Consider the following 25,376-nt stretch of genomic DNA (forward strand, 5'->3'; position numbering starts at 1 on the left):
ACTAGTCAGACTTAACATTTAAGAAAATACCTTCTACAAATTCATCAATTTTTCTTTCAGCTATTGATAAAGCTACAGCGTCTTTTGAATTTAAATTAAGACCTCTTGATAAAATAGTATCGAGCACATCTGTAATTTGCTTGGCATTTTTGTAACGGCTGGTATCTATTTTCCCCTTTAACTTTTCTAAGTTATTCTCGGTAAATTTTAAATGTTGTCGAGCACTTACTAAAAAATCTGAATCTCTATTACTTGCAGCTTCATCAATAAAAAGATGAGTAGCAAACGCCATCTTTGAAAACTGCAGTTCTCTTTCTTTGATACTGTCACTCTCTTCCGAATCCTGCGCAAATCCAATATTTGAACTTAGGATTACAATTAACCCAAAAGTTAATAGGTGTTTTAGCTTCATGATATGGTCTCTATTGATTAAAAGTTTACATAATAAAATTTTGCATAAGAGCCTACGTATTGATTTTGAGTTGTTAAATAATAATTGGAAAGCTAAAAAGCCAAAAGCTAGCAAATAATAGCGAAACCTGTCCGGGCTAAAGGCGGGTTAGCTCTCTTGTCTGAATATATGTTTGCGATGATAAGCTAAATATTCTTTATGACTATCTTCTATTCTCCTAAGTTCTAAATCTGAATTTATACCTACAGATTGGGCATCAGAATCGGACAATGCATTTGATATCATGATACTTCCATCGTTTTTAAAGCTGATAAGGCCTGAATCAAATGCCGAATCCATACTTGGGGACAACAATATCCCGTTGAATTTATCAATTGCCTCATCAACTTTGCACTCGCTCCAAGGTTTAATATGAGAAGCAGTAAGGAGGGAGTTATTGTGGCATCCTGTCACAGCACATTTTTCCCAATATTTAATAAGTAGACTTCTAAACCTGCCTTGACCTATCCTTGCTTTTGTTATCGCCTCCCGTTCTTTTTTGTCTAGTTCTAGGTATTCGTCATGCTCTGTAGAATCTATTTCTGTATTTATCTTTTTAGCTGCAATCCACATAAATGAATGAGCGTCAAGGAGAGAAACATCCGACTCGATTTTTTGCTCAAGCAAAACTTTTAATTGGTCAAGCAGGCTATTATAAATCTGATAGTTTTCCCACGAGCATTGGTGGCTTGTTTTGAAATTAACACCTAGCATCTCAAACCCTTCATCGAAATATGAAGGGGCAATCGGCATAAATCTACTTCTATCCTTTAAAAACAATAAGTATGCTAAAAAGGGATATCTTTTGCCAAATAATTCTATCAGCTTTTCAAAGCTTCTCTCAGTATTTCCAGTGAGATATAATTCATAAAAAACTGACTCATATTTAGGCAGGGCCTCAGATTTTTCAACAGCTTTCTTTAAATCATAATGTGCAAGATTGGGTTCGCCATATCTAGGATGCCAATTGAATAAGTTATTGGACTCAAATTCGATTGCAGATATTATTGCCCTGCCAATTCTCCCAGTTCCTATATCGGACTTTTCCCATGAATTAAAGGTTAAATTTTTTCGTCCCTTATTATAAACTTCATATTTATAAAACTCCTGATCTTCTAAATAGGGATTGCTAACAAATGAAAGATCATCAATTTTGCTCTTTGATTTAACAAAATTGCTAAATGCTTTAAAAACCTTATTGAACAAATAGGGGTCTATTGTTTTCTGATTCTCTACCATTAATTAGTCTATGTTTTGTAAAAGAGAGCTAACGATATCCGCATAACCGACCACGCATTACTGTTGAATCAGCAACTAATGAAAGAAGCGTTTCAAAACCAAGGGCGACAGAAAATTGGCGAGGTGTGTCCGATTTAAAGGCGGTTAGGCCAACATTTCGCTTTTTTTAAAAAACTAATTATTAAAACTAAAGGAAGCTGTAATATTCTCGAAGGTGCTTCTCATATTCTGAAATATTTTTGTTTCAGCTGTTTGACGCAAAGAAAACAAAATGAGCAAGAGAGAATTAGGTACGTCGCGTAAATATGCGGTTAGCCTACATTACCACCAATTCTTAGACTTGTCTATCCAAAGATATGCTGAAGGTAAATCCCAATTTGTTAGCTTATTATATTTTTGTCTTTCTATAGGCTTAAAATCTTCGGCTATATGAAAAAATTGCGTTGTATTATCTTCTGACCATCTAATTTCTTTTCTCGTCTTAGATTTTTTTTCATAGCCACCAGAATAAGCAAACTCATGTTGTTCTCGATACCAGTCAGTGCCTTCTAAATGGCCATAATTTTCTTCTACCCAATTAGTTTCTTCTTTGTAATAAATCAAATCTTCATAATGGAGTGGTGAAATAGAAGCGTTGCCTGTCCAGATATACAGGCGACCATAATACATTTGGTGCAATAGTCTTTGCCAAGCTTTCGGTTTAAAAGTATACTTTTCGAGTTCTACATCATATCCAAAATTGATTTGATCCAAACTCGGAATAATCCATAGGACAAATATCTTTTTTTCTTTATAGATTTTTGTTCTCCTGATAATCTCACGGACATCAATTGTGCTTTTCTGTACTTCAATACCAACTGGGAAATTGTTAATGCGCAAACTTATGTCTGGCCTAACTTCTCCTAGAGATCTCTCTATGTCACAATTCTTGCATAATTCGTGTTCTTCTAAAGTTTTGCAAATATCTGTTTTACATTTGTAATGTAATTCACTTTCTCCAGAACTATAACTACAGGAGTCTGTGGATTTATGAGCAAAATGATGAATATTTATTGACCCTTTTCTTAAAATTAATTCCCCTCCACACTCTGAGTCTGGACAAAAATATGGTCCTTCGCTTTTCTTGGAATCTGATGCATGACATCTTTCTCTATTAGAATTCAGAGCAACTAACATATTAAATATTAGAATTTTGTTGTACGGCTAACGACATTGCACATAAGGTGCGCACGCAAAAATGTTAAGTTTTTAAATAATGAATGGGAAGCTAAAAAGCCAAAAACTGGCAAGGCCAGGCGAGGTGCGTCCCCTTAAGGCGGGTTAGGTTGCTTATAAATTGAGAACTTTGTTGTATAACCAATTCCCGAAATTTTGATCTAAATGTAATTTATCAGCACCATAATTAAATGCCCCAAAAGATTGTGTTCCAGCATCTGTTAAGGGATTTTCCGGATATTTTTTTAAGAAATCTTCTTGTAAACTATTTAGCTTTAAATCATAATCCCACCATGTAAGACCAAATTCGGGCGTTAAATTTTTACCGATTACATACCAAGGCCATCTTTCACTACGACCTTCTTCAATTTCTTTTTCAGTAATATGTTTAGGTTCACTTAAAACTTTATAAACTGATAAAATTGCTCGTACACCGACTCCATATGTGATTATAACATCATTGATATTAACTCCTGTCGGTCTTCTTTTAGAAAAATGAAGTCGTGTTTCCTGATTATTGAATTTTCTACCTTTTTCTATTGGACTTTCGGTATGACCAATTGGTTTAAGCCATATTTGTTGTTCTATTTCTTCAATAATGTTTGGATCTAGGATATCTGAGATATCAATTTCATTTATAGTATCCTTATTTTTTGTAAAATCTTCCTTATCTACACGATATAATAGTTCTAATAATTGCTCTTCATTAAGTGATCGATAAGGAAGGCTTTTAATTTCTTTAGCAAATGAGTTAAGCTGTTGAGAATCACTTAATTTTATGCCCCATTCATGATTTTTGGATAAACCATGATGTGTAAGGTTTGCAGAGCTTAAAATAGCATTAACGGGTTTATCATCTTTATAGGCAAAGTATGCTTTCCCATGCAGTTTATTAACAATTCTTATTTCCACAGAAAAATCATCTTGTTCTTGAGCATAGTCGAATATTGAGATGAGAGAGTTTACCTTTCTTATTAATTCGGAGGTCTGGCCATCCAGTTTTGTATATAAAGTTACGCGATTTAGATCATCTGGAAATGCCGTATCAAAAAATACGGTTAAGTCTTCCATCAAATATGGACTTGTAATTACGGCTTCTTTTGCTTGGCTAAATAAAGACTCTAATTCAGATAAATGGTTAGTTTTTTCGTTATTAAATACTAGCATCATAAATAGATTTTATTCCCAAGAAAGTGAGGGATAGTTATTGGTTATTATCCAATATTCATCCCAGTTAAAATTTGGCATATTTTCTTCAGCTGAACTTCCTGTCATTTCAGATGTTACAAGACCAGTTGCGTTAGTTCCACCTCCATCAATAGCGTGATTTTGTGAAGTTGATTCAGTGTCCCAATAGCTTGAACTGAGATCAACTGTGTTATTAACCGAACCAATCAATCCACCTGAGGTACCATCACTATCAACATTACCAGTAGCATAAGTTTGTTCTACTTCTTCATCTTCTGACATATCACCAATTAAACCACCGACTGTATTAATGCCAGTTACGTTTCCTAATGCATAAGATGCTGTAACTCTAGCTTCATCGCCAGAAAGTGAAGTATGTCTACCAATCAAGCCACCTACTGTATATTCACCATTTACTTCGCTCAAAGATTTAGATTTACTAACAGTTCCTGCATTTTTCCCCAATAAGCCACCCACAAAATTGGTTCCATTTACAACTCCTTCGGTAAATGAATTTCTAATTACCGAATACTGTACTGTTGTACCAACTAATCCACCTGTACCTTCTAACCCATTAACTTCCCCGGTTACGAAACAGTTTGTAATTTCACCAGAATTTTCGGCTACCAAACCACCTGTAATATTGCCACCCGTTATTTTAACTCCTTGAAGTCCTAAATTTTTTATTTCTCCCCCTGGATTAATACTGTTATAAGTTCTGCCAAACAAACCAACTCTTGATTCATTGCTTCTATTTATGTGTAAATTTTCAATTATGAAACCATTGCCGTCGTAGTACCCTCTAAATATATTATCTTCGTCTCCAATTGGATTGAATCCTTTGCCTGAGTTCCAATTAATTGTCGAACCCGCGTCTATATCATTTATTTGGGTAAAATATGAACCAAGATAGTTTTGAATGGATTGCAACTCTTCGACTGTTGAGACTTTATAAGGATTATCTTTGGTACCATAACCACCTGCAAAAGCAGTATTTTTAAAAATAGTCTCAATAGATTTATCAGAATCAATGGTTATTGTCTCGGGGTTAGCATTACCAGATAAATCACCTTGCCATTTATCAAATTCCCAATCACCTGAAGCACTAGCTGAGAGTTCAACTTCTGCACCGAATTCATATTCAGGTTGGTCAGGAGTTATTGATATCGAGCCTTCACCAGATGTTTTTACAGAAAGCGTATAAGTTTTCTTCTCAAATATGGCTGTTACTTCTTTAGGGTCATTAACAGTAATATGGGCGGGGTTTTCACTACCGGTAACATCACCTTGCCATTCGACAAATTGATATCCTTCGGACGGATTGGCAGTCAACTGAACAACAGTACCATGTTCATAATCTTTAGACTTTTGTTCTAAAACTTCTTCATTGACTGAACCTTCACCTTCAGTATTTACCGAAAGTTCATACGTTTTCAGTTCAAAGTTTGCTGTTAGATTGTAATCTTGGTCAACAGTTAGCGATAGTGGATTGTCTGAAATGCTATCGATATCACCACTCCAGTGTGTGAAAAGATATTCTTCATTTGCATCGGCTTGTAATTCAACTTCTTCTCCTTCATCATAAGTGTCTTCTGAAGAAGGGGATATAGAACCTGCCTCGGATGGTGTAACGTCAACAGCTACAGAATAAGTTGTAGTTTCTTCATTATTGGGGCCAGTACCATTGTCACTACATGAAACGATTGATATGGTGAATAGAAAGATAAAGGCAAATAGTAGCTGTCTCATCTGAATATTTTCTTTTTTAAAAAATTGCACCCGATCAGAAGGTAAATTTAGTTTAGTAGTTAAGCAACCTAACCTTAACTCATGTGCAGAGAGTTAAATACTATTCATTGTCAATATACTATGCAAAGCTGACCTTTAAATTACTTCAACGGGGATTTAACAATATATTCCTCTAACAAGGCCTCTTTATGTAATACAGATAATACTTCTACATAATATTATTTAACCATATACCTCAACCTTAGAAGAACTTTTCTCAAACTAGCACATCTTGTTTCTTCTTTTCCCATCCTGTCCCAATCTCTGGCAGTTTATTGCAGGCGATTCCAGCCTGTCCCGGGGTATTTCCCTTGATTTAAAATAGTGTTACGTTGACATCGGTGATTGTATAAACTGTTACAATCACGACATATTAACCAAGCCTGGCCCGATGCCTCAACACTTGCCGAACACCTTAGAAACCCAGCAACGCGATTATGCCACAACCCTCCAGGAACTGCGAGAGGGGGTGCCTATTTTCGGGCGCATTACCGGCCGGACTGATGATTTCATCGACGTCGAAAAGGATATTCCGTTCAACATTCGTTCTCCTTTTAAGGTGGCGAAGGCCATGTGCCGCCTGGAGCCCGGCATCTATACCTTACATACCGGCGACGACCATGACATCGAAATTAATTTCCGTATTGACGACCCCCATAAGCAGACTGAAGTAGCCGCTGACCTGTTCGGGCAATCATCCGGCTCCAGAGAAACCAAAGACGAAGACTATTACAGCAATCGTATTCTTCGGCTGGAAGGGGAACTCCATGATGCGGACCGCAAGATCCGCCAGCAAGTTGATGAGATTATGAATCTGAAGCGGGAACTTGCCGAAGATAAAACCACGACCCTGCTCACTCACCAGAAAGAGCTAGCCGACCTCAAGGAATCCCACCGCAACGAGATTGACCGCCTCAAAGAAATTCAACGAAGTAACCTCAAAGCCCTCGAAAAAGAGCTCGGAGAACTGGAAAAGGTAAAGTTCCGTATGGAAATGGAACAGCGAGCGGGCGGCAGAGACGCCGGAAGCCGCATGCTGGATATGCTGGAGGAAAATGCGCCGCTGTTCTTTAGCGTCATCTCAGGGCTCTTTGCCCAACGGGCTGGCAGCCAAGGCCAATTAACTCCCGAGCAAACCGAAGCATTTAAAGCCGCCGTAGCCCAAAAGATTCAGTCGCAGAACAAGTCTGACCTACCCCAACAAGATGCCCTCCTCAACGACGAAGCCGAACAACCCAAAGGTGCCGGGGAGGAGACTCCTCGGCACCTTCCCGCCGACGGAGCCGATATTCCAGAGACCCTACTGGACGGCGCAGGCGGGCCGACTCTGAACGGCAGCTTTTCTTCACCCGAGGCAGGTGGCCATCCTGAATCATCCATGACCATATAACCAACTTTGAACTCCCCCCATGCATCCTAATCATATTCCCTTGCTTAAGATGGCCCTCGACTATCTTGGTGACCACCCGCAGCCCTACGGGCGCTATGCCAAACGTATCAAATCACAACTGGCATTGATGCAGTCCTACGGGCGCCCGATTACGATACAGGATTGGACACGCATGGCCAAACTACTTTCCGAAGAAGCGATAAGCAGGGATATCGGAGCCGAACGCATTGCAAAAACGATATATCCCCTTGTGGATGGATTAGGGCAACACGCAACTACGCTCTGCTATATCCCTGCCCCTTTCGCTTGCCAACAACTGCTGCGCTTTACCGGCATGAAGGTGAGTAAACAAATAAAGGCGCTCCTCACGGAAGTCATTATCGAACTGCAAAAACTTGTCACCTCCAACGGACCCAAATCTTAGTTAACAGCTATGCCAACCATTACCCAACAACCCGTCACGAGCCTTCGGGATAATATCTACCAGGAATTAGATACTGCCGGAATAACGACCATCACGCGCTCCCGCCAATTTGCGGGCGTGCTTATCAGCCTGGGCGACCTTGACCCAAAACTAGCGAAACGGCTCGGTGATGTCACAACCCGCAACCCCGAGCACGGCCTGCAACTTCTACTTGACTATATCACCTACCGCTCTTGAGTAGCCACTATCCCCATATCACCTCTTCCCGTAAAGCAGTCACTACCGACGGTTTAGTGATGAGCAATAAGGCGGCAGCAAATCCCCCACAAGGTGATGCTGCCGCCCCTATTATTTCCCAACGCCGGACGTATCCGGGTATTGAACAAGTGCTTAAGGTAGCCTCCCAGCTTGTAACCAAATACACTGGTCGGGATGATATCCGCGAGTTAGCGCTAAAAATCACCCGTGGAATTCGGAAAAATTCAAATACCGGCCTTCCCGACCTGCGAAATACCGGCCAAGTTGCCGAAGCCCTGTACCGATGGATGACCCGCAATATCAACTACGTTCGTGATCCCTGGAACATTGAACGCATTCAATCCCCGGATGTCACACTTCGCCAAAAGGCCGGAGATTGCGACGATCATGCGATCCTGTCGGCAGCCCTGCTTCAAAGCCTGGGCATTCAAACCGGATTTCGGATTGTGAGTCGGACGGGACGAACCTACGATCATATCTACACCGTCTTTCGCTCCCCGAGCGGATGGAAATCTTTTGATACCACCGTGGCCAAATATCCCGGGTTCGCCTTCGACGAAACCCTCATTAAAAAATCCAAACATCTGTTCAACAGGATGCCCGATCAGTTGGGCATCGATCCGGTAACTGCTGCCGCAGCGGCAACTACCGCCTTACAAACGGGCATCACCATGAAAAGCATGTTTTCCAAATGGTTTGGCGCCAAGGATAAGGGCGAACGCACCCAGCGCGGGCAATGGCGAGACTACCTGATGGCCCGAGGGGTCCGCTCGGATGCTATTTCGTTTTCCCAAAAGGATAACGCGATCCTCCAGCAGTATGCTATGGTTATCCAGGAACATGGCCAACAGGCCGTTGATTACCTGAATAGGTTCGGAAGCCTTGACAACAGCTTTCTGACCAGCCAACAAGAATCCCGAATCAAAAAATGGCTCCTGTACGGCGGACTCTCAGCCGGGCTTTTGACGCTTGGCGGAATCAGCTACTGGACCCTTAACCACTCCTAACCTTATGAGTAGTGCTTACTTACAACCTATAGCGATAACAAACGACGATGATCAGTTGATCATACCTAATAGCCTACCTAGTGACTTAGGCAGCTGGGAAGAAGATGATCCCTGCCGGTATGCCAACCAAAGTTGCAAGGGCAAAATATTTGGAAAGCTCAAAAGCTGCAGGCGCAAGCGCGAAAAATCGCAAGCGCTTTGTAAGGCCCACGAGCGCAAGCTGGCTGAAAAGAAGAAAATAGAACAGGAAAAACAGCAACTCATGACCGCTCTTCAACATAACGTCACCGATACTGCTGCCAAACAAGAGACCGCAAGTACAGCCATGATTGCGGGCGCAGCAGTTGGCGGAGTTGCTATTCTGGGAGCGGCCATACTGCTTGTTGCCAAAAAGAAAAAAGCAAACTCCAACCCCACCTAGAGGTATCCCTATGAACAGCAGCTCTTTCGATCAAATCGATTTCTTGCAAACTACCCGACCGTTTAATTTTACTACCACCACTTTTCCTACTGCCCCACCGGAGTCAAAGAAAACCAAGTTTGGCAGTATCCTCAATGACCTGTCCAGCTTTTTGACCACAGCGGCCGATACCGCCGTGACCGTAGATGGGGTTATCAATGGCGGGAAACCTCAATCAGGGGGCAATAGCCTGACGCCCGAGCAACAGATGGCGCTGATGCAAGCCCAGAAATCGGGCGGCCCCAATATGACAAGCATGTTGCTTATTGGCGGCGTCATTGCCGTTGGGGGAGGACTCATGTACACCTTACTAAAAAAGAAATCGTAATATGATAGAAGCCACTTATCCCGCCCATCCGGTAGGAATTTCTCATTATCTCGATGGTCATATTCCCAACGGGCGCTACCCAAATCCCTCTCCATCAGAGGAAAAGGTGTACCTGCAACCGACCATCCAGCTGCAGGAAGTCCCAAAAGGGGCCGAGGTTGAAGCCCCTGAAGACCAATCGATCTGCCAGCGGCTCTCAGCCGCCCGACCCTCCGAAGAGCTCCGAAATTGGTTTAACCAACACAAGAAAACCCTGGGATGGATTGCCGGTGGATATCTTGCTTTTAGAATCTTAACCAGACGAAAATAACATGACCCAGACCCAATCTGCATATAGCGACAACGGATTAGGATCCGCTGGCATTACAGGAAATATAATTAGCTCTGAGGCTGGCGAAGTTCGCATTATCGGCCGGTATCCCGAGCGCGGGGTCCCCAAAAACGGGGTTCCCTTCTCCGTTGATATCGAAATCGACCGGTACCGCAACTTCTGGAACTCGTTTCTGCTTATAGCATGTCCGGATGCTGTTATCGTAGCCCTGGACCCGCAAACCCGAAAGGTGCTGGCCATATCCCGAATCCTGACCAGCATGTGGGACGGCTGTCGCGGGCAAACCCGGCTGGTGTTCGGGCGCTCTTTTCGTCCGGATCGTAATCACCCGGTCATCTTTGAACTGCACCCCAGCAATGTTACTGAAGCCAATATATCCGGGGCCAAACCGCTTGCGGCCTCCAAGGTCATGACGTTGGATCTGGATATCGAGGAAGGCCAACAGAGCGGGGTATATGCTCCACCCACCGAGCCGTGGTATCAGATTAGCCTCCCCAATCCGCAAAGCGCCTTCAGCGGCGTCAACAACACGCTTACCAAAGCATTATGGCTGGTGGGCATCGGAGCCGGGGCGTATTTCCTTGGCCCGCTTATCCCCGGCATGCGAGACAGCTTGAAAAACATAGCCAACCCTGACACCGGCTGGGAGGAACAGAAAAATGCGTGAGCTCATTGAAGGTCGTGATTATCAGATTGTGGACGACGGTATGGGCGGGCTAAACAGCTACCTGCGCCAAACCGGGAAAAATGCGTTTCGCAAAGCCATTAGCCTAGCCGACCGCGCCCTAAGTGGCAAGAAAGGAAAAGCCGCAACTACAGCCATCATCATGGCCGGGCTTACGACCAATAAAGATGGATTAAATAATGTCTACCACCAACATGCCGGGGTTATCAACCGGTACTTCGAATATGTGGACCTGCAGGCGGTAAGTGATCTTATCGGTCTTGAAGAGACCGTTGCAAAAAGCAAATCCATGGACACACTTAAACAGGCCGGTTTTCTTTCCATGGGCATCGCCATTGGAATAGCTGGTCTTACCTTCATAAACCGAAAACGATCTTCCCAATGACTCTCAAAATAGGTGACAAAGGGCCGCAGGTCATGCACCTGCAATCAGCACTCAAAGCCGCCGGTATGGACCTGCCCAAATATGGTGTCGACGGGATATTTGGTTCGGAGACCCAGCAGGCCGTTCGCCGAGCCCAACAACAGTTTGGGCTCCCGACAAGCGGCATAGCCGGTCAGGGGCTACTACAAAAACTAGGCATTAACCCGAAAGCCATAACCCAAAGGCCACCAAAGGCATCGGTAAACCGGAAGGTATTGCTGTTTGGCAGCCTGACTATTATCGCCATTGGAATCGCAATTAAAACAATCAGACGACAGTAATATGGAATCAATGACTGCCCAGCAGCTTTCCAAGCTTAATATCAAAGGCATAAAAATAGAACAACCCTACGGGAGACTTCTCGGTGAGCCCGAAAAGAATGCCGTCATTTTTATTTGGGGCGAAAAAGGTGCCGGTAAATCCACCATGAGTCTGGGACTCGCTGACGCATTAGCCGAACATGGCCGCATCGAATATATCCCCGCCGAAGAGCATTTTGGCAAAACCCTGGTCGACCGCGTCAAACGCCTGGGAGCCACCCACCGGAACCTGAATTTCACCAAATGGAAATCCATTCAGGGCCTCAAAGAGATTCTGCTCAAGAACCGGTCCTTCGCCTGTATCCTGGATTCGATTTCTGTGATCGATGCGAACGCCAAGGAAACCGTCGAGCTGGCCCAGTGGTGCCGCGAAAACGGGATCATGTTTGTGATGGTATCGCATGCCACCAAAGACGGGCAGTATAAAGGCAACACCAGCATTGCCCACGAATGCGACATTGAAATTAAGGTCACTAAAGAAGGCGGAGCTGAAACCGAAAAAAACCGCTACCGGGAGCTGACCGCCATTGCCGTGCCCTTTACGGCCGCTGACCGAGACGTTTCCCCAAAAACTAAGCCAGCGAAACAAAAGGCTCCAGCCAACCGCGAAAATCCCGTGGATACCCCTTTTAAAATTACCCTCAAAGAATTAGACACCCTCCACAAAATCCGCTCTTGGAAACGCATTAACTCCATGTTCGGCAGCAAAATGCCATGCTATGCCCCGAAGCATTCCGGAGAATCCGAAAACGCCCACCTGTCGATCCGCTACACCGCCGACTATCCCAAAAAGCGATATGTCTTGGACCTGCTGCTGGACGGCCACCTCCAGTACCAGGCCTGTACCGAAGGTTCTAGCGGTGGCTTGAAGGCGTGTTGGAAAAAGCTGATTAGCAAATATGGCGACCTGGAAGTACGCATATTCAAACAAGATCATGCCAAGGTCGTTTTGGGCGCTAAAGAATATAAGCGACAGGAACGGGCGTTTGCCAAGAAGAATAAGAAATCTTCTGCAAATGAGGCGCCAGCGCCGAAGGTAAAACAAAAACCTGCTGCTAATGATAGACCAGCTACAGCCACCCAGCCCGCCGAAACTACTACAAACGAAAAACCGGTAAAGAAAGATACCGGATCGGCTACGGAAACACAGCAGCCTATCGACATTGAAGCCGCCAAACAAAGCCAGGCCAAGCTGGACGCCTTCCTAACCAAAATTCTAGGCTAGCCCAATGCGAGACAATCCGACTGTTACTCCTTTTGAAGAAATTACAACAGATGATTACCCCGGCATATTTGGCGATTTCGATAGAGACGGTATCCCCAACGCCGACGATCCCAACCCGCAGCTGGCCGGTGACACTGATACCGTCGAAGAGGTTAAACTCACCGAGGAAATCAAACAGCTAATTGCCCTGCGTGGTAACTACCAGCAGGCCTTGGACGAGGTAACCACCAAGCTCAAAGACCTGCAACCAAAAGCTACGGTCAAGGGTCGGGTAAAATCTCCCTACTCGGTCATCAATAAACTGCGTCGCAAGCGCATTAAAGGGGATATCAAGCAGGCTAATTCAGATGAGCTCTATACCCAAGGTTTGACCGATATGGCTGGGTGTATGATCGTATTGTCAGGTCAAGCTGAGTTGGACCAGGTAGCTCGAAAAATTGCTTCAGGAGCTGTTGGCAGCGTATTCGAGCATGAAGACAAATACACCAAACCCGTTGGAGGATATCGCGCTCAGCATTTTATCGTGATGGCAGGTCCGACCCGAGATATTCCGGTCGAGATTCAGGTAAAAACCAAGCGTATGGCCCAAATCGCTGAAGCGGCTCACCAGCCTTATAAATCCAATACACTTAACACGAAACGGATGCAACAGCTAACTGATCTAGCCTGGAAAGCAGACCAGGGAAATGAGGACGCCGCAAAGGAAATAGATGATCTTCTGGGCAACCCCACGAAATTGAACCAACAGCTGACGAGTCGTAACAATCCTTCTAGCCAGTTGCAGGCACTCCAGGACTCCTTTACCGAAACAGCTAAGAAACTGGCCTTGGCTTTTTCGCTTGACAGATTTCCTCAAGAACATCGCGAACAGGCATTGGAGTTGTTTCGTCAGCATGGAAATATTATTGGCGTCGACTTTGACCAAATTTTTGAAGATGCCACAAGTGAGGACCTAACAACCAAAATTGAAGACGAGCAATCATACCAAGCCTCTGAAGATCGTGCGGGAGAGACGAAATATGGAAGCGATTTTTCAGACCTTACTTTGAAAAATTACGATCCGATCAAATTATCCAAATCCGAGCGTCGCCAGGCTAATGAAGCAGCGTTGGCCGTCTTGGAAAAAGAAGATCGTGCTATCACCGAATCCGACCTGGACATCCTTCGCCGGTACACCGGAGCCGGTGGATTAGGGTACGGGGAAGATCGCACCGGCACCGAGCGCGGGCTACTCAACGAGCATTACACCTCCTACCCGTTGGTACAGCTGATCTGGGATAAACTCCAAGCTATGGGTGTGGACGGGGGCAATATCTTAGAACCCGGCTCAGGCATTGGCAATTTTGCTGGATTTCTGCCTAATACCGACAGCTATCGCATGCTGATGGTTGAGCGGTCGGCGGTGAGCGCGCGTATTGCCCGGCTCCTCTTTCCTAACCAATTAGTTAAACACCAAAACTTTGCTGAGACCGATCTGTCGCTATATAATCTTACCGGCGCCATAGGCAATGTCCCCTTTGGAGATATAAAAATTCATACTCAGCGCGATCCGCTGGCCCACCTCAATCCCCGTATCCACGACTACTTTATCTTGAAGTCTCTGGACGCTCTCCAACCGGGCGGTTTTATGGCGGTGATTACCTCGGTCGGTACGATGGACAAAAAAGACCCGGCCATCCGACAGGCCATGGTCCAGCGTGCCCGATTTGTGGGTGCCTACCGGTTGCCCTCCACCGCTTTTAAAGATAATGCTGATACGCTAGTGACCACAGATCTGATCTTGTTTCAGAAGTATCCCGATTTTGACGGGGAGCAGCACCCTGATGTCGCTAGCGAGCTCAATCGACTGTTTGCCCACCAGGAGCTGGCCGTTTCCACAACAGAGCATAACGGCGAATCCTACGGGGCCTATTATAACCCGTATTACCAGAAATACCCCCAACAGGTATTAGGTGAGCATATTCAAGGTCACGACATGCAATTTCTCACTCGCATGGGCGTAAAAGGCCAAGTGGATAAGGCTTTGACCACTAAGGTTCTCGGAGATGATCTTCGCTTCCCGTACCCACTTCCAGGACAAATGCCATTCTACCGGATCCCCGATGAGGGCGTCCGCCTGCAGACGACCCGCGATTATCACGCCGGGAATATTGTCTGGCACGGGGAGAAATTCTACGAAAAACAGCGCCACTACTTCAAACCTATTACCATAGGTGGATCGGACAAAGCGGGCGAAGGACTGCGCGCCAAGATAAGCTCGGCCTGCCAAATGCTGGATACATACGATGATTTTGTAACGGCGCTGGCCCGCGGCACCGAGCAAAAAGAGCCGCTTCGCGGAGAGTTTAAGGAGCTACTCGAAAGCCATATCAATGCCTACGGTATTCCAGACGAAGACGGGGACATCCGCGAGATTTTCCGCTACGACAACCGGTTGTATAAACTGACGACCTTTGTTAAGCGCGATCCGATCAGTGAGGAGCTAGTCTATGCCGATATTATCGATGCCGACTCGATGTTTAACCGCAACTATGTGCCAGCGGTCTCCGACTCCGATGACCTGGCCGAAATTGCCATGTATGGGCGATCCATCGGTGAAGAGCTCTCGCTTGATTTCTACCAGTCTACCTACAGGGGCGGTACGGCCGACCGGGAGGAGCTAACCAAAGCTATCGAGGACCATCCGGATTTCTTTTATAACCCAGAGTCTAATGGCTACGAATTCCGCTACCAATATCTGGCCGGAAATGTTCGGCAGAAATTGCAAATAGCTGAAGACAACCAGCTGGAGAAAAATACCGAGGCCCTGAAGGCGGTTCTCCCTGAGTGGATTGACGCCTACAGCATTACCGTCGATCCGCGCCACATTTTCACCTACTTGCCAACGAAAGTCCTTACCCAGTGGATAAAAGATGAACTGGGTTATCGGGATGTTCACCTCGGGCTCGTCAAAGATAAAGCCGAGCTCGGCAACCGGTTCTATATGAAGCTCCGCAAAGGCGGGCGTTATATCAAAGGTGGGGAAGAGACGGCCGACGACTGGAACCGGGGTTGGGGACAGACGCCCTTCAGCAAAATCATCAACAACTATATTCAGGATTCAAGCTTTCCGCTGGTCTTCTATGATGAGGACGACAATGTCATACCAAATATGACCTTGAAATATGCCGAACAGAAAGGGCTTGTAGCTCTTATCGAGCGGTCCCGAGCCAAACAACGGACCCATAACGACCAGATGCTTACCCGGGTGCCCCAAAAATTCAACCAGTGGGTGCGCACCAAGGCACCAGGCGAAATTCGCGAGCTTATCGAGCAGGCGTATAACCACGAGTACAACGCCCATATTAATCCGCAATTCGATGGAGCCACCCTCCGCGTTCGGGGCATGTCGGACACCTTCTATGGGGTAAAAGATTTTACGGTGTACAAACACAACCGCGCGGTCGCCGAGAAGCTGGTTTGGAACGGACGCGGGGCCAACTGCCACGACGTCGGCGCCGGAAAAACGCTCTCCTCTATTATTACCTCCCAAGTGCTGTTGCAGCAAGGAGCCTGCCACAAGCCCATGTTTGTTGTGCCCGGCAAAGTCCAGGAAAAGTGGGTCGAGGAATACGCGATGCTGTTCCCGGAGGCCAAAATCCTCAACATGAAGATGACGGGCTCCGAACGCCATAAGGAACTGACCATGGCCCAACTCTACAACTGGGATGCGATCTTTATTGCCGACCACGCCTTCAAGAGCCTGCCGCTCTCTCCATCGGTGCAGCAGGATTTGTACTCGGGGCGCGTAGAGTATTTTGATCAAATGATCGAAAACTTTGACGCGCTTATCGAAGAAGACGATGCGCTCAGCTCAACGGCCAAAAAGTCGATGGTGACGCGGCTGGAGAAGATGAAAGAGGAGTGGGAGGCCAAACTGCGAAACGTAGCAAGTGCTAAACGATTAGAGACCGATATCTTTTTTGATGAGCTCGGCGTGGACGCCCTGTTCTTTGATGAAGCCCATTTCTACAAAAATGCGTTGGGCAGCGCGAAAGCCGCCAAGCTGGGTATTGCCGCTAACAAGCCCTCACAACGAGCCGAAGACGCGCTTCAAAAAACAAAATGGCTGTTTTCGAAAATAGGTTTTAAAAACGTCTTTGTCCTGACGGCCACGCCGGTCGTGAATTCTCCGGTGGAAGTATGGCACATGCTCAACCTCTGCGCCCCAGATCTGCTCGAAAAATACCAAATTGCCAATCTCGACAACTTCATCAACCAGTTTGTCCGCGAGGAAGAAAAAATCGTAAAAAAGACCAACGGCGAATACCGGACCGAGCGGGTGGTAGCCGGATACTATAACCTCCCGGAAATGCGAGCAATTATTGACGAGGTTATGGACATCAAAAGTTATGACCAGCTGGTGGGATTCTACGAGAAGTTTCCGGACTACCTCAGGGATAAATCAGGCGAAATTGTAACCGATAAAAAGGGCAATCCCCAAGCGCTCAAACCGAAATTCAAGCGCCCCGAAGCTGAAACCAAACAGCAGGTGATTGAACCCAGCGAAATTCACAAATTGTTATTTGATGATATCATTCTCCGGGCCGACAACATTCTCGACTGCATGCGCCAGCGCGGGTGCCAGACCAAAGACAACTTCTTGGTCATTACCGGCGATGGCAGCAAAATTGCAACCGACCTTCGCGTCTATGACCACAGCTTCGCAGGTGTAGATGGAAAATTCCTGAAGCTGGGCGCCCTGACCCAAAACGTAGCCGAAAGTTATGCCTACCGCGAAAACCCCAACCCTGCTCCAGTTCCAGAAAGCATCTATGGGGATTTCTTTTCAAAAGGTACTACTCTTAGAGAAAATCCGAATCCTTACGCGGCCCAGTCCCGCCACAACCTTATTAAGGAGCTCAAATCTCTGAGATACTTCGAAGAAGTAGCCCGTGAAATAGAAGCCACCGAAGGCAATCTACATGCCGTCCCCGTCGGCAAGCAGTTCCTGTTGAATAAAATCGAGAAGCAGCGTGAGAAACACTCCGACGGCTCTGACTCCATGGAAGAAACCTTTGACCGAGCGGTGATGATTGTTCAGGCCCTGTATAACGGGCGCAAGAATCCGGCGACTCCCGCAATTCGCAACCAAATCATCTTCTGCGACTGGATCTCCGTAGAAGGCCAAAAAGGCGGTAGCTATCATCAGCTGATAAAAGAGGAGCTGGCAAAAGCAGGTATTCCAGCTAAAGAAATTGCCATTATTAACGGCTCTATTATTGGTACCGATGCTAAGGGTGACGACTATTTTGTCTCTTCCTCCGATGATAAAGAAGCTCTTAAGAAAGAAGTGCAAGACGATTTTAACGTTGGCAAGTACCGCGTGCTGATCGGCAACCAATCCATCGCCGAAGGCATGAACCTGCAAAAATGGACGACCGACCTGCATCACATGGACGTGCCCTACACGCCCTCGCAAATTCAGCAGCGTAACGGGCGCGGGCTCCGGCAGGGCAACCAGCACCCGAAAGTAAACATCCATTTTTACCTGATGAAAGATTCCTTTGACCAGTACCGCCTGGAGCTGGTCAGCAAGAAGCAAAGCTGGATTGATGAGCTCTTCTTCGGCGACGGACGGGAAACCTCTGCCGACTCCGAGGGCGAATCCCTGGAATACGAGCAGATGGTGGCCGCCACCAACTCCGACCCCCGAGTCAAAGAATTCTTCCAATCCAAAGCCCAAACAAAGGTCCTGAAAAGCCGCATCGAGTCCTTGCTCAGCGAAACCCAACGCCTGGAGTCTTCCCTCGGGCAAGCAAGTGGGGACGTGACCAAACGCTCCGAGCGTATGGAGTCCGCTATTGCCCGAGAGCAATCCCTTATTGATTCGGAGCTTCCGGCCTCAGGGGCCGAGGCCTTGGAGAAAGGACTTATCCGCGTGGGCTGGCTGGATTACAGCGGGGAGATCGGCACCATCGAAAACAACCTGTCTTCGGACGGCAAACGCATTCCTCGGTTCCGCCACGAGTTACAGCTCGAAGTACCTAAAAATAACGCCAACGGGCGGGTGCTGTTTAATCTCATCCCTGACCCGAACGCGCCCAACCGAAGCTTCTACAATAAGATCAAGTGGAGCTCGATCAAGCAGATGGCCGGAGATCAGCTGCATGAAGTATTCGGCTGGAGCATGGATGAGCCGGTCCAATCGGGCCGAAGTCTGGCCGGGAACAAGGGTAATATCATTGCCGATGAATCTGATTTTTACGCCCATTACAAGGTAGATATCGAGGCCGAAAAACTAAAAACCAACCCGGACGGCAGCGAGGTTACCTTCGATCAAATCAAACAGCAGCTGGGCATGTACAAAACCCATCGCTGGCTGCCCATCATTAAAAACAAACTGGCCGATCTTTTCCTGGCCCTCGAAAAAGGATGGCAGCAGTCCGCCCAGGCCCGCATCCAGCAGATAACCTCCGAGCTGGACCGCTCGAAGAAAACACTGAAGGAACTGGAGATTACCCACGAGCAAACCCGAACCGAGCTTGCCCGGGCCCAGGCCAACCTGAAATCCAACCAAGAAACGGTCACCCGCCTGCAAGATGTGGTCAACGAGCTGGTCAAAACCAAATTCACCGACCGCGCGGAGCTCTATGAAGAACTCAACCGCATAGCGCCCACCTATGGAATAAAAGGGACTGTTCGCGTACGTGAGGTCGGTATTTATCGCGACACGCCAGAACCTGACAATATCCGTCCCAACAGATCAGCACCCGGAAAGAACAGGGCGCTTCCCAGACCGCTCAAAACCTTATACGAGGAACCCCTGGCGTATGCTGGAACCGTGGGCGAATTGGAATTCATCGACACCAAAGGGTTCATGCAGCGCATACTTTCTGAGGATGAGGATTTAGCTATGATTATCGACGCCGAAGGAACCACGCTGTTCGCCTTTCCGACCACCCGCATGAAACTGATCAAAGGGGCCTACGCAAGCGACCAGGCCGAACAGATGTACCAGGAGTTCCACCATTTCCCGGCCGACGGCTATGACTACGAACTGTTTCCACCTGGTGAGGCTGAGCTGGTTTCCATCGGCCACGCTGAGCGCATCATGTACGGAAGCGACAAGGTAATATACTCCGGGGACAAGAAAGGTGAGAACCACCAGTACTATCACTATTTCGACGGGGGCAAACGCCCGATCTTCCAATACGGAGACGTGTATATCATAACCAACCTTAATATTGACGGACGAGGAATTCTCAACTAATCCCAACTACTGATCCCATGACCCAACGAATATTTGCAAAAAATCCAACCCACTTGGATATAATCGAAAACCCAACAACCCCAAAAACTGCAACTATGGCAAAACAAACAACAACCGAAAAGGCTGTCAGCGAATTCAAGCAGCAGCTTATCACTGCCGGATATATTGTGGGCGGCCAGGCAATTGGTGCGCAGCTTAACGGGCTGGCCGTTCCCGCTATTCTTGGCGGAAGCTCAGCTACTGTCCAGCAAGCGGCCCGCGTTGGCCTGCCCCTTACGCTCGGCATGGTCTTCACCATGTTTACCAAGAACGCTCACCTTCGCGGTCTAGCCATGGGTCTCGGCGTGCAAGGCGTGATGGAACTGATCAAGTTCGTCATGCCCGACTGGACGCCCTCCCAAGGCCTGATGGAAGGAAGCGAATACCTATGGGATGACCAAGACATTCCCTCACCAGCCGCGCCTGCGGCCTCGCTTCCCCAGCAAACCGGCCACGTATCCCAAATCGAAAACATCATTGAGGAAACCGTGGAGGTATAACCCCCCTCTTTTTACTCATAGCTCTCACTGCCCAGAGACTGCTTACGGGAATAAGCTAAATGGCCAACTGGCCCAACTAAAATCTCTTTAACACTACAAGCTATGAGCAACCAAATTACTAAAAAAGCAATTGTACCTGCCAGCGCGCGCATCAAAACGTATTTCGATACGCAACAAGTTACCCAGAACGGCGCTGTCGTCAACTTTTTCCCTCCGAACTCCACACGGAAGATTACCCGCAACAATTATGTTGGGAATCCCTTCCCGGGAGAGCTTAAGCGTCGCGTTCTGGCCCTTTCCTTCGAGGTGACCAAACAGTTCATCGAAGATGATGAGGCCAACAATATCGATGCGCGGGCTATCGTGAACTCCCTCAAAGATGCCGGCTGTATCTTACAGGCCGATAACGACAACAAGGAATTTTTGCGGGTACCCATCTCCAAGCATTCCAACTTTTCCGGCACGGGCATGCACATGGTAGCGGGTACGGCCAATACCGTAGATGCTCCGGTGGTCTTCAAGCGCATCGCCTCTCTTAAATCCGCCGACGAGTATCGCCTGGCCGATCCGTTCGACCTTGCCGTTAATCAAACCTTATCGCTGGCAGTTCATTTCGAGGATGCCTCGGTATTCCCAAGTGATAACGACTGGGTGACCTCCGGCCAAGGCCTGTTGTATCTGCGTGCAAGCATTGTCGTTGCTGAAATGAAGCCCGAAAAATAATCTCTCTAACCGGCAGCGGCCCGGGGCCGTTGCCGGTTATTCAATATTGCTCTAATCCTTTAACGTACCAGCGATGAAGATTGTAAAGAATTTTATTCCACCTACTGAATCTACGCCCTTCAATCCAGCTAAATCGGTTGACCTTCCGGCAGGAGCAAGTGGGCATATTATCATGAACGGGATGGGTGGGGAAAGCTTCGGGATTCGCCGTATTCTTCCCTATGCTCCCAACATGGACAAGGTGCTGGTATCAGCACGGCTGAATGAAGACCTGTACCTGTTTCGAGACCTGCAACTTGCCGTCGTCCACCGGCTTTTCCAGCGCATCGAGGGCCTGCTTGCCCCGTTCATCATTCAGAAAAGCAACAGCCTGGTCTTTGAGCTTACCAATACCCACAGCGCCCCACAAACCATCAATATTGAAGTGATCGGATTTGATCATTTTGGGTTGGCTAAACTTACCGCAATTTATGACGAAATCGGTTCCCCGATGCCACAACCTCGCTTTTTGTATGGGCAGGCGACCTTGCCGTCAGGTGCTGTAAATATTGACCTGGGCGTCAAGGCCAAAAGCATTGACGTGGAAGCCCGACGCCTGGCGATGAGCAGCGACCGACCCGGTGATATCACTGCAAGCCTAAAGGTATATAATACCACCATTCGCAATGAAGTATTTGTCGAGCAGCTCAATGATGAGTTCAGCCAATTCTATGCCAACGTGCCGTTTATCGTTGGTTCAAACATGCCGTTTCAGGTGTATGGGTCCAACAGAGGTCCCTCGCAGGCCAACGTAAGTTTCCTCTGTGAAGCATACGCTGTCCAACAAGCTGATAGCAAACCACTGGAGGTATAACCTATGTGGAACGCTGTAATCGCATCCCTCTGCGAGCTGACCCAAAAGCTGGATACCCTGCTGCTTGAACTTCGGGGAACCAGTACCGCTGTAGGCCTGCAGGGTGGCAAGCGAATTGGAACCTCTATTTCGCCGGTATTAAAACAATCCACCAATCCCGTAAAGTTGGTTAACCCAAACCCGATGCGTCTGGGCGTCATCATCCATAATAGCAGCGACGGAGAATTTATGATTGCCCTGGATGAAAACCGTATTGACGGGCGCTATTATACCTTCAAACTCAAGCCCGGCGAAACGCTCCACATGGATGAGCGCCAGTTTAAAGAAATATACAAAGGTGGCATGATGGGGCTATGGGATGAGGCCTCCGGAGCCCTGGAAACCTCGAAAGCCCTCGTAACCGAAATCTTCTGGAGCGCCTGATATGAGCGAAATTACCGGCAAAGAGTTTAGCGAAGGATTTAAAATGCGGGTAGTCAGCGGCATGCTGGTTGACGGCTCCATCCAGGTCACGTGGGCTACCGGCAAAAAGGCCTCCTCCCAGATGGATTGGGGACTGGATCCGGAAAATTTGGCTACCACTCCTGAATATCATCGGGAGCCCTCCGAGATGGTTCGCTACCATACGCTTTATTTCCCGGTTACCTACCTGGATGCCCGGCACTTTTTTCGCGTGCGATCCAAAACCATTAATGGATTGGTTGGACAGTCCCCTATTTACTCGGTCATCACTCCTGATGACGTACAGAAAGTCAACGAAACGCCATTCGGGATTGTCCACCTTGATATTACTCCTATCGACACAACCGAATTCGAGTTCCGGCCGGCGGCCCTCACGACTCCAGCAGCAAAGCACGAGCCGATTTCCCGCACCGGCCCAATATCAGCTACCCTGCAAACAGATCTAGCTATTTCCGAGGAGCAGCGACCGGAGACCGGAAACGCCAACACAAATATTATTACCACAATCTCTTAACCATATGGATACCATTAATCACACGTTATCAATTGGCACGCCAAAGTCCGGCATGGACCTGTTCTGCAACATTCGCATGGGCGGCAAACACCTGCTTCGGCTACACAGCGAATCGTTTGTGGGAGGATTTCTCCGTGACATCCACGGGATGATGCACGGCGGTCGAACCGAGCGGCTCATATCACCGCTGGAACAGTATGTGCCTGATTATACGATCACCAGTATTCACATAGTGGATGGCGCCGTGGAAATCTATCGCAGTTATCTGCGAAACGTATTCAGCGGTTCCCACTCTGAAAACCCCAATGGGGAAGAGCCGGTATGGGTTCATATTTGGGGATGCCAGTCGGTACCCGAACTCAATGGCACCTGGGAAGTCGAAAGCGCCCATACCAACAATGATTACGTCCGACTTATAGGTGTACCTACGACTATTGACCCTTCGACCTACGTCCCCGATGATGCAACCTGTATCTCGAAAACCTACAAGAATATTGCCACAACGCAACGCTATTGTATGCCCTTCCGGAAGGTATATCCAACGGTAGGTGCAGGAACCCGTCCGATAAGTATTTCTGACGTGGGGCTACATAATCCTATTGATGCTCTCCTGTCGCGCGGAGCCGTATCTGTTTCCGGCGTCGTTACCGACCAGGAGAAATCGATCTTTACAATCTCTGCTCCTTTTACCAACGCTACCGGTGGGGATATCACCATTCGTGAGATGGGGCTGGTTACCTACATCGATGTCTCCCGTTACGCCCTCAAGACGATTGCAAACCTGCATGCCCGGGACATTCTCCAATCTGCTATTAACCTACCAGACAGTAAAACGCTCACGCTCGATTACGAATGCCGATTCGAGCTGGAAAACTTCAATCAGGATACCGACCTGAATGGAACCAATGGGGGATTCCTGGCCGAATTTGCCAAAGCGTTGCGACGGCAAGCCGTTGAAACTACCCATACCGGATGGGCGCGAATGCTCATGTGTATCGGAGGCGGCGGTACGTCTATGTCTTCCCTTCACGCCGATGCTTCAACCAGCGACAAGGGATGGAAACTTGGCCTTCGGCTTGGACAGAGCAACAAATTCGTCTCGATGACCGATACCGATCTTTCCCCGGATGCTAGTCCCGAAACCTCCTACAATCTAGGTGGAATTACGCATGGCACCGAGGACGGCCAACTGCTCCATCACGGCATGATGATTGACGATAACGTGACCATCGATGAAGCCAACAACGAAGCGTATTTCAACCTCAGTAGAGTATTTGAAAATCGCGGTGCCACTGATATTACCGTTAAAGAAATTGGTCTGTACGCGAAAAATGACGACAGCACCAATCGGTTCCTGCCCAAACTCATTGCTCGCAAGGCGCTTGCCCCAGCCGATCAATTTACCATCATGGCCGGACAGATGCGGAAGGTCAACTATAAAATAAAAATGGTAGCCTGATGGTAAGCTCTCTTTCCTTGTCAACCGAACTTACCTACGTGCGCTTGCGGGGGCTAATGCCTTTCTTTACCGAAGCATCGAAGCGATATGGGATCCCTCTCATCTTGTTACTCGCTATCGCTTCCCGAGAAAGCCGAATGGGACTGGCCTTATCTGCTGATGGCACCGGAGATCATGGGAACGGCATCGGCATCATGCAGATCGACCGGCGATATCATCCCAACTTTACCGACCGCCATAGCCCCTTTGACCACCAAGCCAATATTGATTATGGAGCCCAGTACTTGGCAAAACTTCTTCAGCAGTTTAACGGAAATACCGCCCGGGCCGTAGCGGCCTATAACGCTGGTCCAAACAAAGTACGGACCGCCACTTACGCGGGGCTACCTCCGGATTCGGTAACCACCGGCCGAGACTACAGCCGCGATGTCCTGCAACGGAAACAGCTTATCAGCCAGCTACTCGGACTTTCCAAAGCTACTAGCCTGTCTGTGTACGGGGTGCCGATGGCCTTTATCGCTCTTGCAACCTATAACTACTTGACTACAAATACCAATGAACAGTGAATCACATTATGTCTTCGATGATGAATCTTCCGACAACGAAGGGTTAGGACGACTCCCTACCCGGCTCCCGAATGTACATCGCTCGGTTCCCGGCCACGAGGAAACAAGGAGAACAAAAAGAATTATTACCAGCCGCAAACAACCAAAGAATTCTCAACCGAGGCCACTCCCCCGGCCGCGACCCATCCCACGCCCTGTTCCGGTTATAGACAAAAATCCCGTACCCCCTCCTACAAAACTCAAACTTAAACCCAGAAAACGACCTAGTACAAAGA

General features: G+C 47.5%; 24 protein-coding genes and 1 pseudogene. 20 read left to right on the forward strand and 5 right to left on the reverse strand.

The window, feature by feature from the left end; all coding sequences use genetic code 11:
* Position 1 precedes the first annotated feature (1 nt).
* The 5 genes from ACQ76V_RS12120 to ACQ76V_RS12140 all read right to left on the reverse strand — a co-directional run bounded on the left by ACQ76V_RS12120 (position 2) and on the right by ACQ76V_RS12140 (position 5,842).
* On the reverse strand, positions 2-412 hold the full coding sequence (locus ACQ76V_RS12120) for a hypothetical protein (RefSeq protein WP_441000766.1): 411 nt from the start codon (positions 410-412) through the stop codon (positions 2-4).
* Between the two features lie 147 nt (positions 413-559).
* Positions 560-1,690, reverse strand: coding sequence for an HNH endonuclease (locus tag ACQ76V_RS12125; protein WP_441000767.1), 1,131 nt, complete (start codon positions 1,688-1,690; stop codon positions 560-562).
* Between the two features lie 321 nt (positions 1,691-2,011).
* A complete protein-coding gene (locus ACQ76V_RS12130) occupies positions 2,012-2,866 on the reverse strand; it encodes a competence protein CoiA (protein ID WP_441000768.1) in 855 nt (284 codons plus the stop codon).
* A 153-nt stretch (positions 2,867-3,019) separates the two neighbouring features.
* Positions 3,020-4,075, reverse strand: coding sequence for a restriction endonuclease PLD domain-containing protein (locus tag ACQ76V_RS12135; RefSeq protein WP_441000769.1), 1,056 nt, complete (start codon positions 4,073-4,075; stop codon positions 3,020-3,022).
* A gap of 9 nt (positions 4,076-4,084) precedes the next feature.
* Positions 4,085-5,842, reverse strand: coding sequence for an InlB B-repeat-containing protein (locus tag ACQ76V_RS12140; RefSeq protein ID WP_441000770.1), 1,758 nt, complete (start codon positions 5,840-5,842; stop codon positions 4,085-4,087).
* Between the two features lie 430 nt (positions 5,843-6,272).
* Between ACQ76V_RS12140 and ACQ76V_RS12145 the strand changes: the two genes are divergently transcribed.
* The 20 genes and pseudogenes from ACQ76V_RS12145 to ACQ76V_RS12240 all read left to right on the forward strand — a co-directional run.
* Complete coding sequence (locus tag ACQ76V_RS12145; protein WP_441000771.1) at positions 6,273-7,271, forward strand: hypothetical protein; 999 nt, start codon at positions 6,273-6,275, stop codon at positions 7,269-7,271.
* 19 nt (positions 7,272-7,290) lie between these two features.
* Positions 7,291-7,695, forward strand: a complete 405-nt coding sequence (locus tag ACQ76V_RS12150) for a hypothetical protein (RefSeq protein WP_441000772.1) — start codon at positions 7,291-7,293, stop codon at positions 7,693-7,695.
* Between the two features lie 9 nt (positions 7,696-7,704).
* Positions 7,705-7,932: a hypothetical protein gene (locus ACQ76V_RS12155; RefSeq protein WP_441000773.1), complete on the forward strand. Its 228-nt coding sequence runs from the start codon at positions 7,705-7,707 to the stop codon at positions 7,930-7,932.
* Positions 7,929-8,960: a transglutaminase-like domain-containing protein gene (locus ACQ76V_RS12160; RefSeq protein WP_441000774.1), complete on the forward strand. Its 1,032-nt coding sequence runs from the start codon at positions 7,929-7,931 to the stop codon at positions 8,958-8,960. The genes ACQ76V_RS12155 and ACQ76V_RS12160 overlap by 4 nt, the downstream gene beginning before the upstream one ends.
* A 4-nt stretch (positions 8,961-8,964) precedes the next feature.
* Positions 8,965-9,381, forward strand: coding sequence for a hypothetical protein (locus ACQ76V_RS12165; protein WP_441000775.1), 417 nt, complete (start codon positions 8,965-8,967; stop codon positions 9,379-9,381).
* Between the two features lie 10 nt (positions 9,382-9,391).
* Positions 9,392-9,748 carry a hypothetical protein gene (locus ACQ76V_RS12170; protein ID WP_441000776.1) on the forward strand — a complete coding sequence of 119 codons (357 nt, stop codon included), beginning with the start codon at positions 9,392-9,394 and terminating at the stop codon, positions 9,746-9,748.
* Position 9,749: 1 nt separating this feature from the next.
* Positions 9,750-10,058, forward strand: coding sequence for a hypothetical protein (locus ACQ76V_RS12175; RefSeq protein ID WP_441000777.1), 309 nt, complete (start codon positions 9,750-9,752; stop codon positions 10,056-10,058).
* A gap of 1 nt (position 10,059) precedes the next feature.
* A complete protein-coding gene (locus ACQ76V_RS12180) occupies positions 10,060-10,746 on the forward strand; it encodes a hypothetical protein (RefSeq protein WP_441000778.1) in 687 nt (228 codons plus the stop codon).
* Positions 10,739-11,149 carry a hypothetical protein gene (locus tag ACQ76V_RS12185; RefSeq protein WP_441000779.1) on the forward strand — a complete coding sequence of 137 codons (411 nt, stop codon included), beginning with the start codon at positions 10,739-10,741 and terminating at the stop codon, positions 11,147-11,149. The genes ACQ76V_RS12180 and ACQ76V_RS12185 overlap by 8 nt, the downstream gene beginning before the upstream one ends.
* The gene (locus tag ACQ76V_RS12190) at positions 11,146-11,469 is read left to right on the forward strand and encodes a peptidoglycan-binding domain-containing protein (protein ID WP_441000780.1); all 324 of its coding nucleotides are present in this window, start codon (positions 11,146-11,148) and stop codon (positions 11,467-11,469) included. Before ACQ76V_RS12185 ends, ACQ76V_RS12190 begins: the two co-directional genes overlap by 4 nt.
* 1 nt (position 11,470) lies before the next feature.
* Complete coding sequence (locus ACQ76V_RS12195; protein WP_441000781.1) at positions 11,471-12,733, forward strand: hypothetical protein; 1,263 nt, start codon at positions 11,471-11,473, stop codon at positions 12,731-12,733.
* Positions 12,734-12,737: 4 nt separating this feature from the next.
* On the forward strand, positions 12,738-19,985 hold the full coding sequence (locus ACQ76V_RS12200; protein WP_441000782.1) for a helicase-related protein: 7,248 nt from the start codon (positions 12,738-12,740) through the stop codon (positions 19,983-19,985).
* Positions 19,986-20,080: 95 nt separating this feature from the next.
* Positions 20,081-20,524, forward strand: coding sequence for a hypothetical protein (locus tag ACQ76V_RS12205; protein ID WP_441000783.1), 444 nt, complete (start codon positions 20,081-20,083; stop codon positions 20,522-20,524).
* A 102-nt stretch (positions 20,525-20,626) separates the two neighbouring features.
* Complete coding sequence (locus tag ACQ76V_RS12210) at positions 20,627-21,247, forward strand: hypothetical protein (protein ID WP_441000784.1); 621 nt, start codon at positions 20,627-20,629, stop codon at positions 21,245-21,247.
* Between the two features lie 73 nt (positions 21,248-21,320).
* The gene (locus ACQ76V_RS12215) at positions 21,321-22,100 is read left to right on the forward strand and encodes a hypothetical protein (RefSeq protein WP_441000785.1); all 780 of its coding nucleotides are present in this window, start codon (positions 21,321-21,323) and stop codon (positions 22,098-22,100) included.
* A gap of 3 nt (positions 22,101-22,103) precedes the next feature.
* Positions 22,104-22,523, forward strand: coding sequence for a hypothetical protein (locus ACQ76V_RS12220; protein WP_441000786.1), 420 nt, complete (start codon positions 22,104-22,106; stop codon positions 22,521-22,523).
* A gap of 1 nt (position 22,524) precedes the next feature.
* Positions 22,525-23,076, forward strand: a complete 552-nt coding sequence (locus tag ACQ76V_RS12225) for a hypothetical protein (RefSeq protein ID WP_441000787.1) — start codon at positions 22,525-22,527, stop codon at positions 23,074-23,076.
* A gap of 4 nt (positions 23,077-23,080) precedes the next feature.
* Positions 23,081-24,535: a hypothetical protein gene (locus tag ACQ76V_RS12230; RefSeq protein ID WP_441000788.1), complete on the forward strand. Its 1,455-nt coding sequence runs from the start codon at positions 23,081-23,083 to the stop codon at positions 24,533-24,535.
* Complete coding sequence (locus ACQ76V_RS12235) at positions 24,535-25,101, forward strand: transglycosylase SLT domain-containing protein (protein ID WP_441000789.1); 567 nt, start codon at positions 24,535-24,537, stop codon at positions 25,099-25,101. The genes ACQ76V_RS12230 and ACQ76V_RS12235 overlap by 1 nt, the downstream gene beginning before the upstream one ends.
* Positions 25,091-25,376: pseudogene (locus tag ACQ76V_RS12240) on the forward strand (hypothetical protein); the annotation flags it as partial. The gene ACQ76V_RS12235 and the pseudogene ACQ76V_RS12240, both read left to right, overlap by 11 nt.

It is taken from the genome of Fodinibius sp. SL11 (assembly GCF_052060035.1).
In the GTDB taxonomy this organism is placed as follows: Bacteria; Bacteroidota; Rhodothermia; order Balneolales; family Balneolaceae; genus Fodinibius.

Excerpts from the sequence above, each read along its gene's own strand:
- ACQ76V_RS12175 (WP_441000777.1), top strand. The coding sequence starts at position 9,750 with ATGATAGAAGCCACTTATCCCGCCCATCCGGTAGGAATTTCTCATTAT.
- ACQ76V_RS12130 (WP_441000768.1), bottom strand. The coding sequence starts at position 2,866 with ATGTTAGTTGCTCTGAATTCTAATAGAGAAAGATGTCATGCATCAGAT.
- ACQ76V_RS12135 (WP_441000769.1), bottom strand. The coding sequence starts at position 4,075 with ATGATGCTAGTATTTAATAACGAAAAAACTAACCATTTATCTGAATTA.
- ACQ76V_RS12190 (WP_441000780.1), top strand. The coding sequence starts at position 11,146 with ATGACTCTCAAAATAGGTGACAAAGGGCCGCAGGTCATGCACCTGCAA.
- ACQ76V_RS12220 (WP_441000786.1), top strand. The coding sequence starts at position 22,104 with ATGTGGAACGCTGTAATCGCATCCCTCTGCGAGCTGACCCAAAAGCTG.
- ACQ76V_RS12155 (WP_441000773.1), top strand. The coding sequence starts at position 7,705 with ATGCCAACCATTACCCAACAACCCGTCACGAGCCTTCGGGATAATATC.
- ACQ76V_RS12215 (WP_441000785.1), top strand. The coding sequence starts at position 21,321 with ATGAAGATTGTAAAGAATTTTATTCCACCTACTGAATCTACGCCCTTC.
- ACQ76V_RS12180 (WP_441000778.1), top strand. The coding sequence starts at position 10,060 with ATGACCCAGACCCAATCTGCATATAGCGACAACGGATTAGGATCCGCT.
- ACQ76V_RS12205 (WP_441000783.1), top strand. The coding sequence starts at position 20,081 with ATGGCAAAACAAACAACAACCGAAAAGGCTGTCAGCGAATTCAAGCAG.
- ACQ76V_RS12170 (WP_441000776.1), top strand. The coding sequence starts at position 9,392 with ATGAACAGCAGCTCTTTCGATCAAATCGATTTCTTGCAAACTACCCGA.
- ACQ76V_RS12225 (WP_441000787.1), top strand. The coding sequence starts at position 22,525 with ATGAGCGAAATTACCGGCAAAGAGTTTAGCGAAGGATTTAAAATGCGG.
- ACQ76V_RS12185 (WP_441000779.1), top strand. The coding sequence starts at position 10,739 with ATGCGTGAGCTCATTGAAGGTCGTGATTATCAGATTGTGGACGACGGT.
- ACQ76V_RS12125 (WP_441000767.1), bottom strand. The coding sequence starts at position 1,690 with ATGGTAGAGAATCAGAAAACAATAGACCCCTATTTGTTCAATAAGGTT.
- ACQ76V_RS12195 (WP_441000781.1), top strand. The coding sequence starts at position 11,471 with ATGGAATCAATGACTGCCCAGCAGCTTTCCAAGCTTAATATCAAAGGC.
- ACQ76V_RS12235 (WP_441000789.1), top strand. The coding sequence starts at position 24,535 with ATGGTAAGCTCTCTTTCCTTGTCAACCGAACTTACCTACGTGCGCTTG.
- ACQ76V_RS12145 (WP_441000771.1), top strand. The coding sequence starts at position 6,273 with ATGCCTCAACACTTGCCGAACACCTTAGAAACCCAGCAACGCGATTAT.
- ACQ76V_RS12165 (WP_441000775.1), top strand. The coding sequence starts at position 8,965 with ATGAGTAGTGCTTACTTACAACCTATAGCGATAACAAACGACGATGAT.
- ACQ76V_RS12230 (WP_441000788.1), top strand. The coding sequence starts at position 23,081 with ATGGATACCATTAATCACACGTTATCAATTGGCACGCCAAAGTCCGGC.
- ACQ76V_RS12150 (WP_441000772.1), top strand. The coding sequence starts at position 7,291 with ATGCATCCTAATCATATTCCCTTGCTTAAGATGGCCCTCGACTATCTT.
- ACQ76V_RS12140 (WP_441000770.1), bottom strand. The coding sequence starts at position 5,842 with ATGAGACAGCTACTATTTGCCTTTATCTTTCTATTCACCATATCAATC.
- ACQ76V_RS12210 (WP_441000784.1), top strand. The coding sequence starts at position 20,627 with ATGAGCAACCAAATTACTAAAAAAGCAATTGTACCTGCCAGCGCGCGC.
- ACQ76V_RS12120 (WP_441000766.1), bottom strand. The coding sequence starts at position 412 with ATGAAGCTAAAACACCTATTAACTTTTGGGTTAATTGTAATCCTAAGT.
- ACQ76V_RS12200 (WP_441000782.1), top strand. The coding sequence starts at position 12,738 with ATGCGAGACAATCCGACTGTTACTCCTTTTGAAGAAATTACAACAGAT.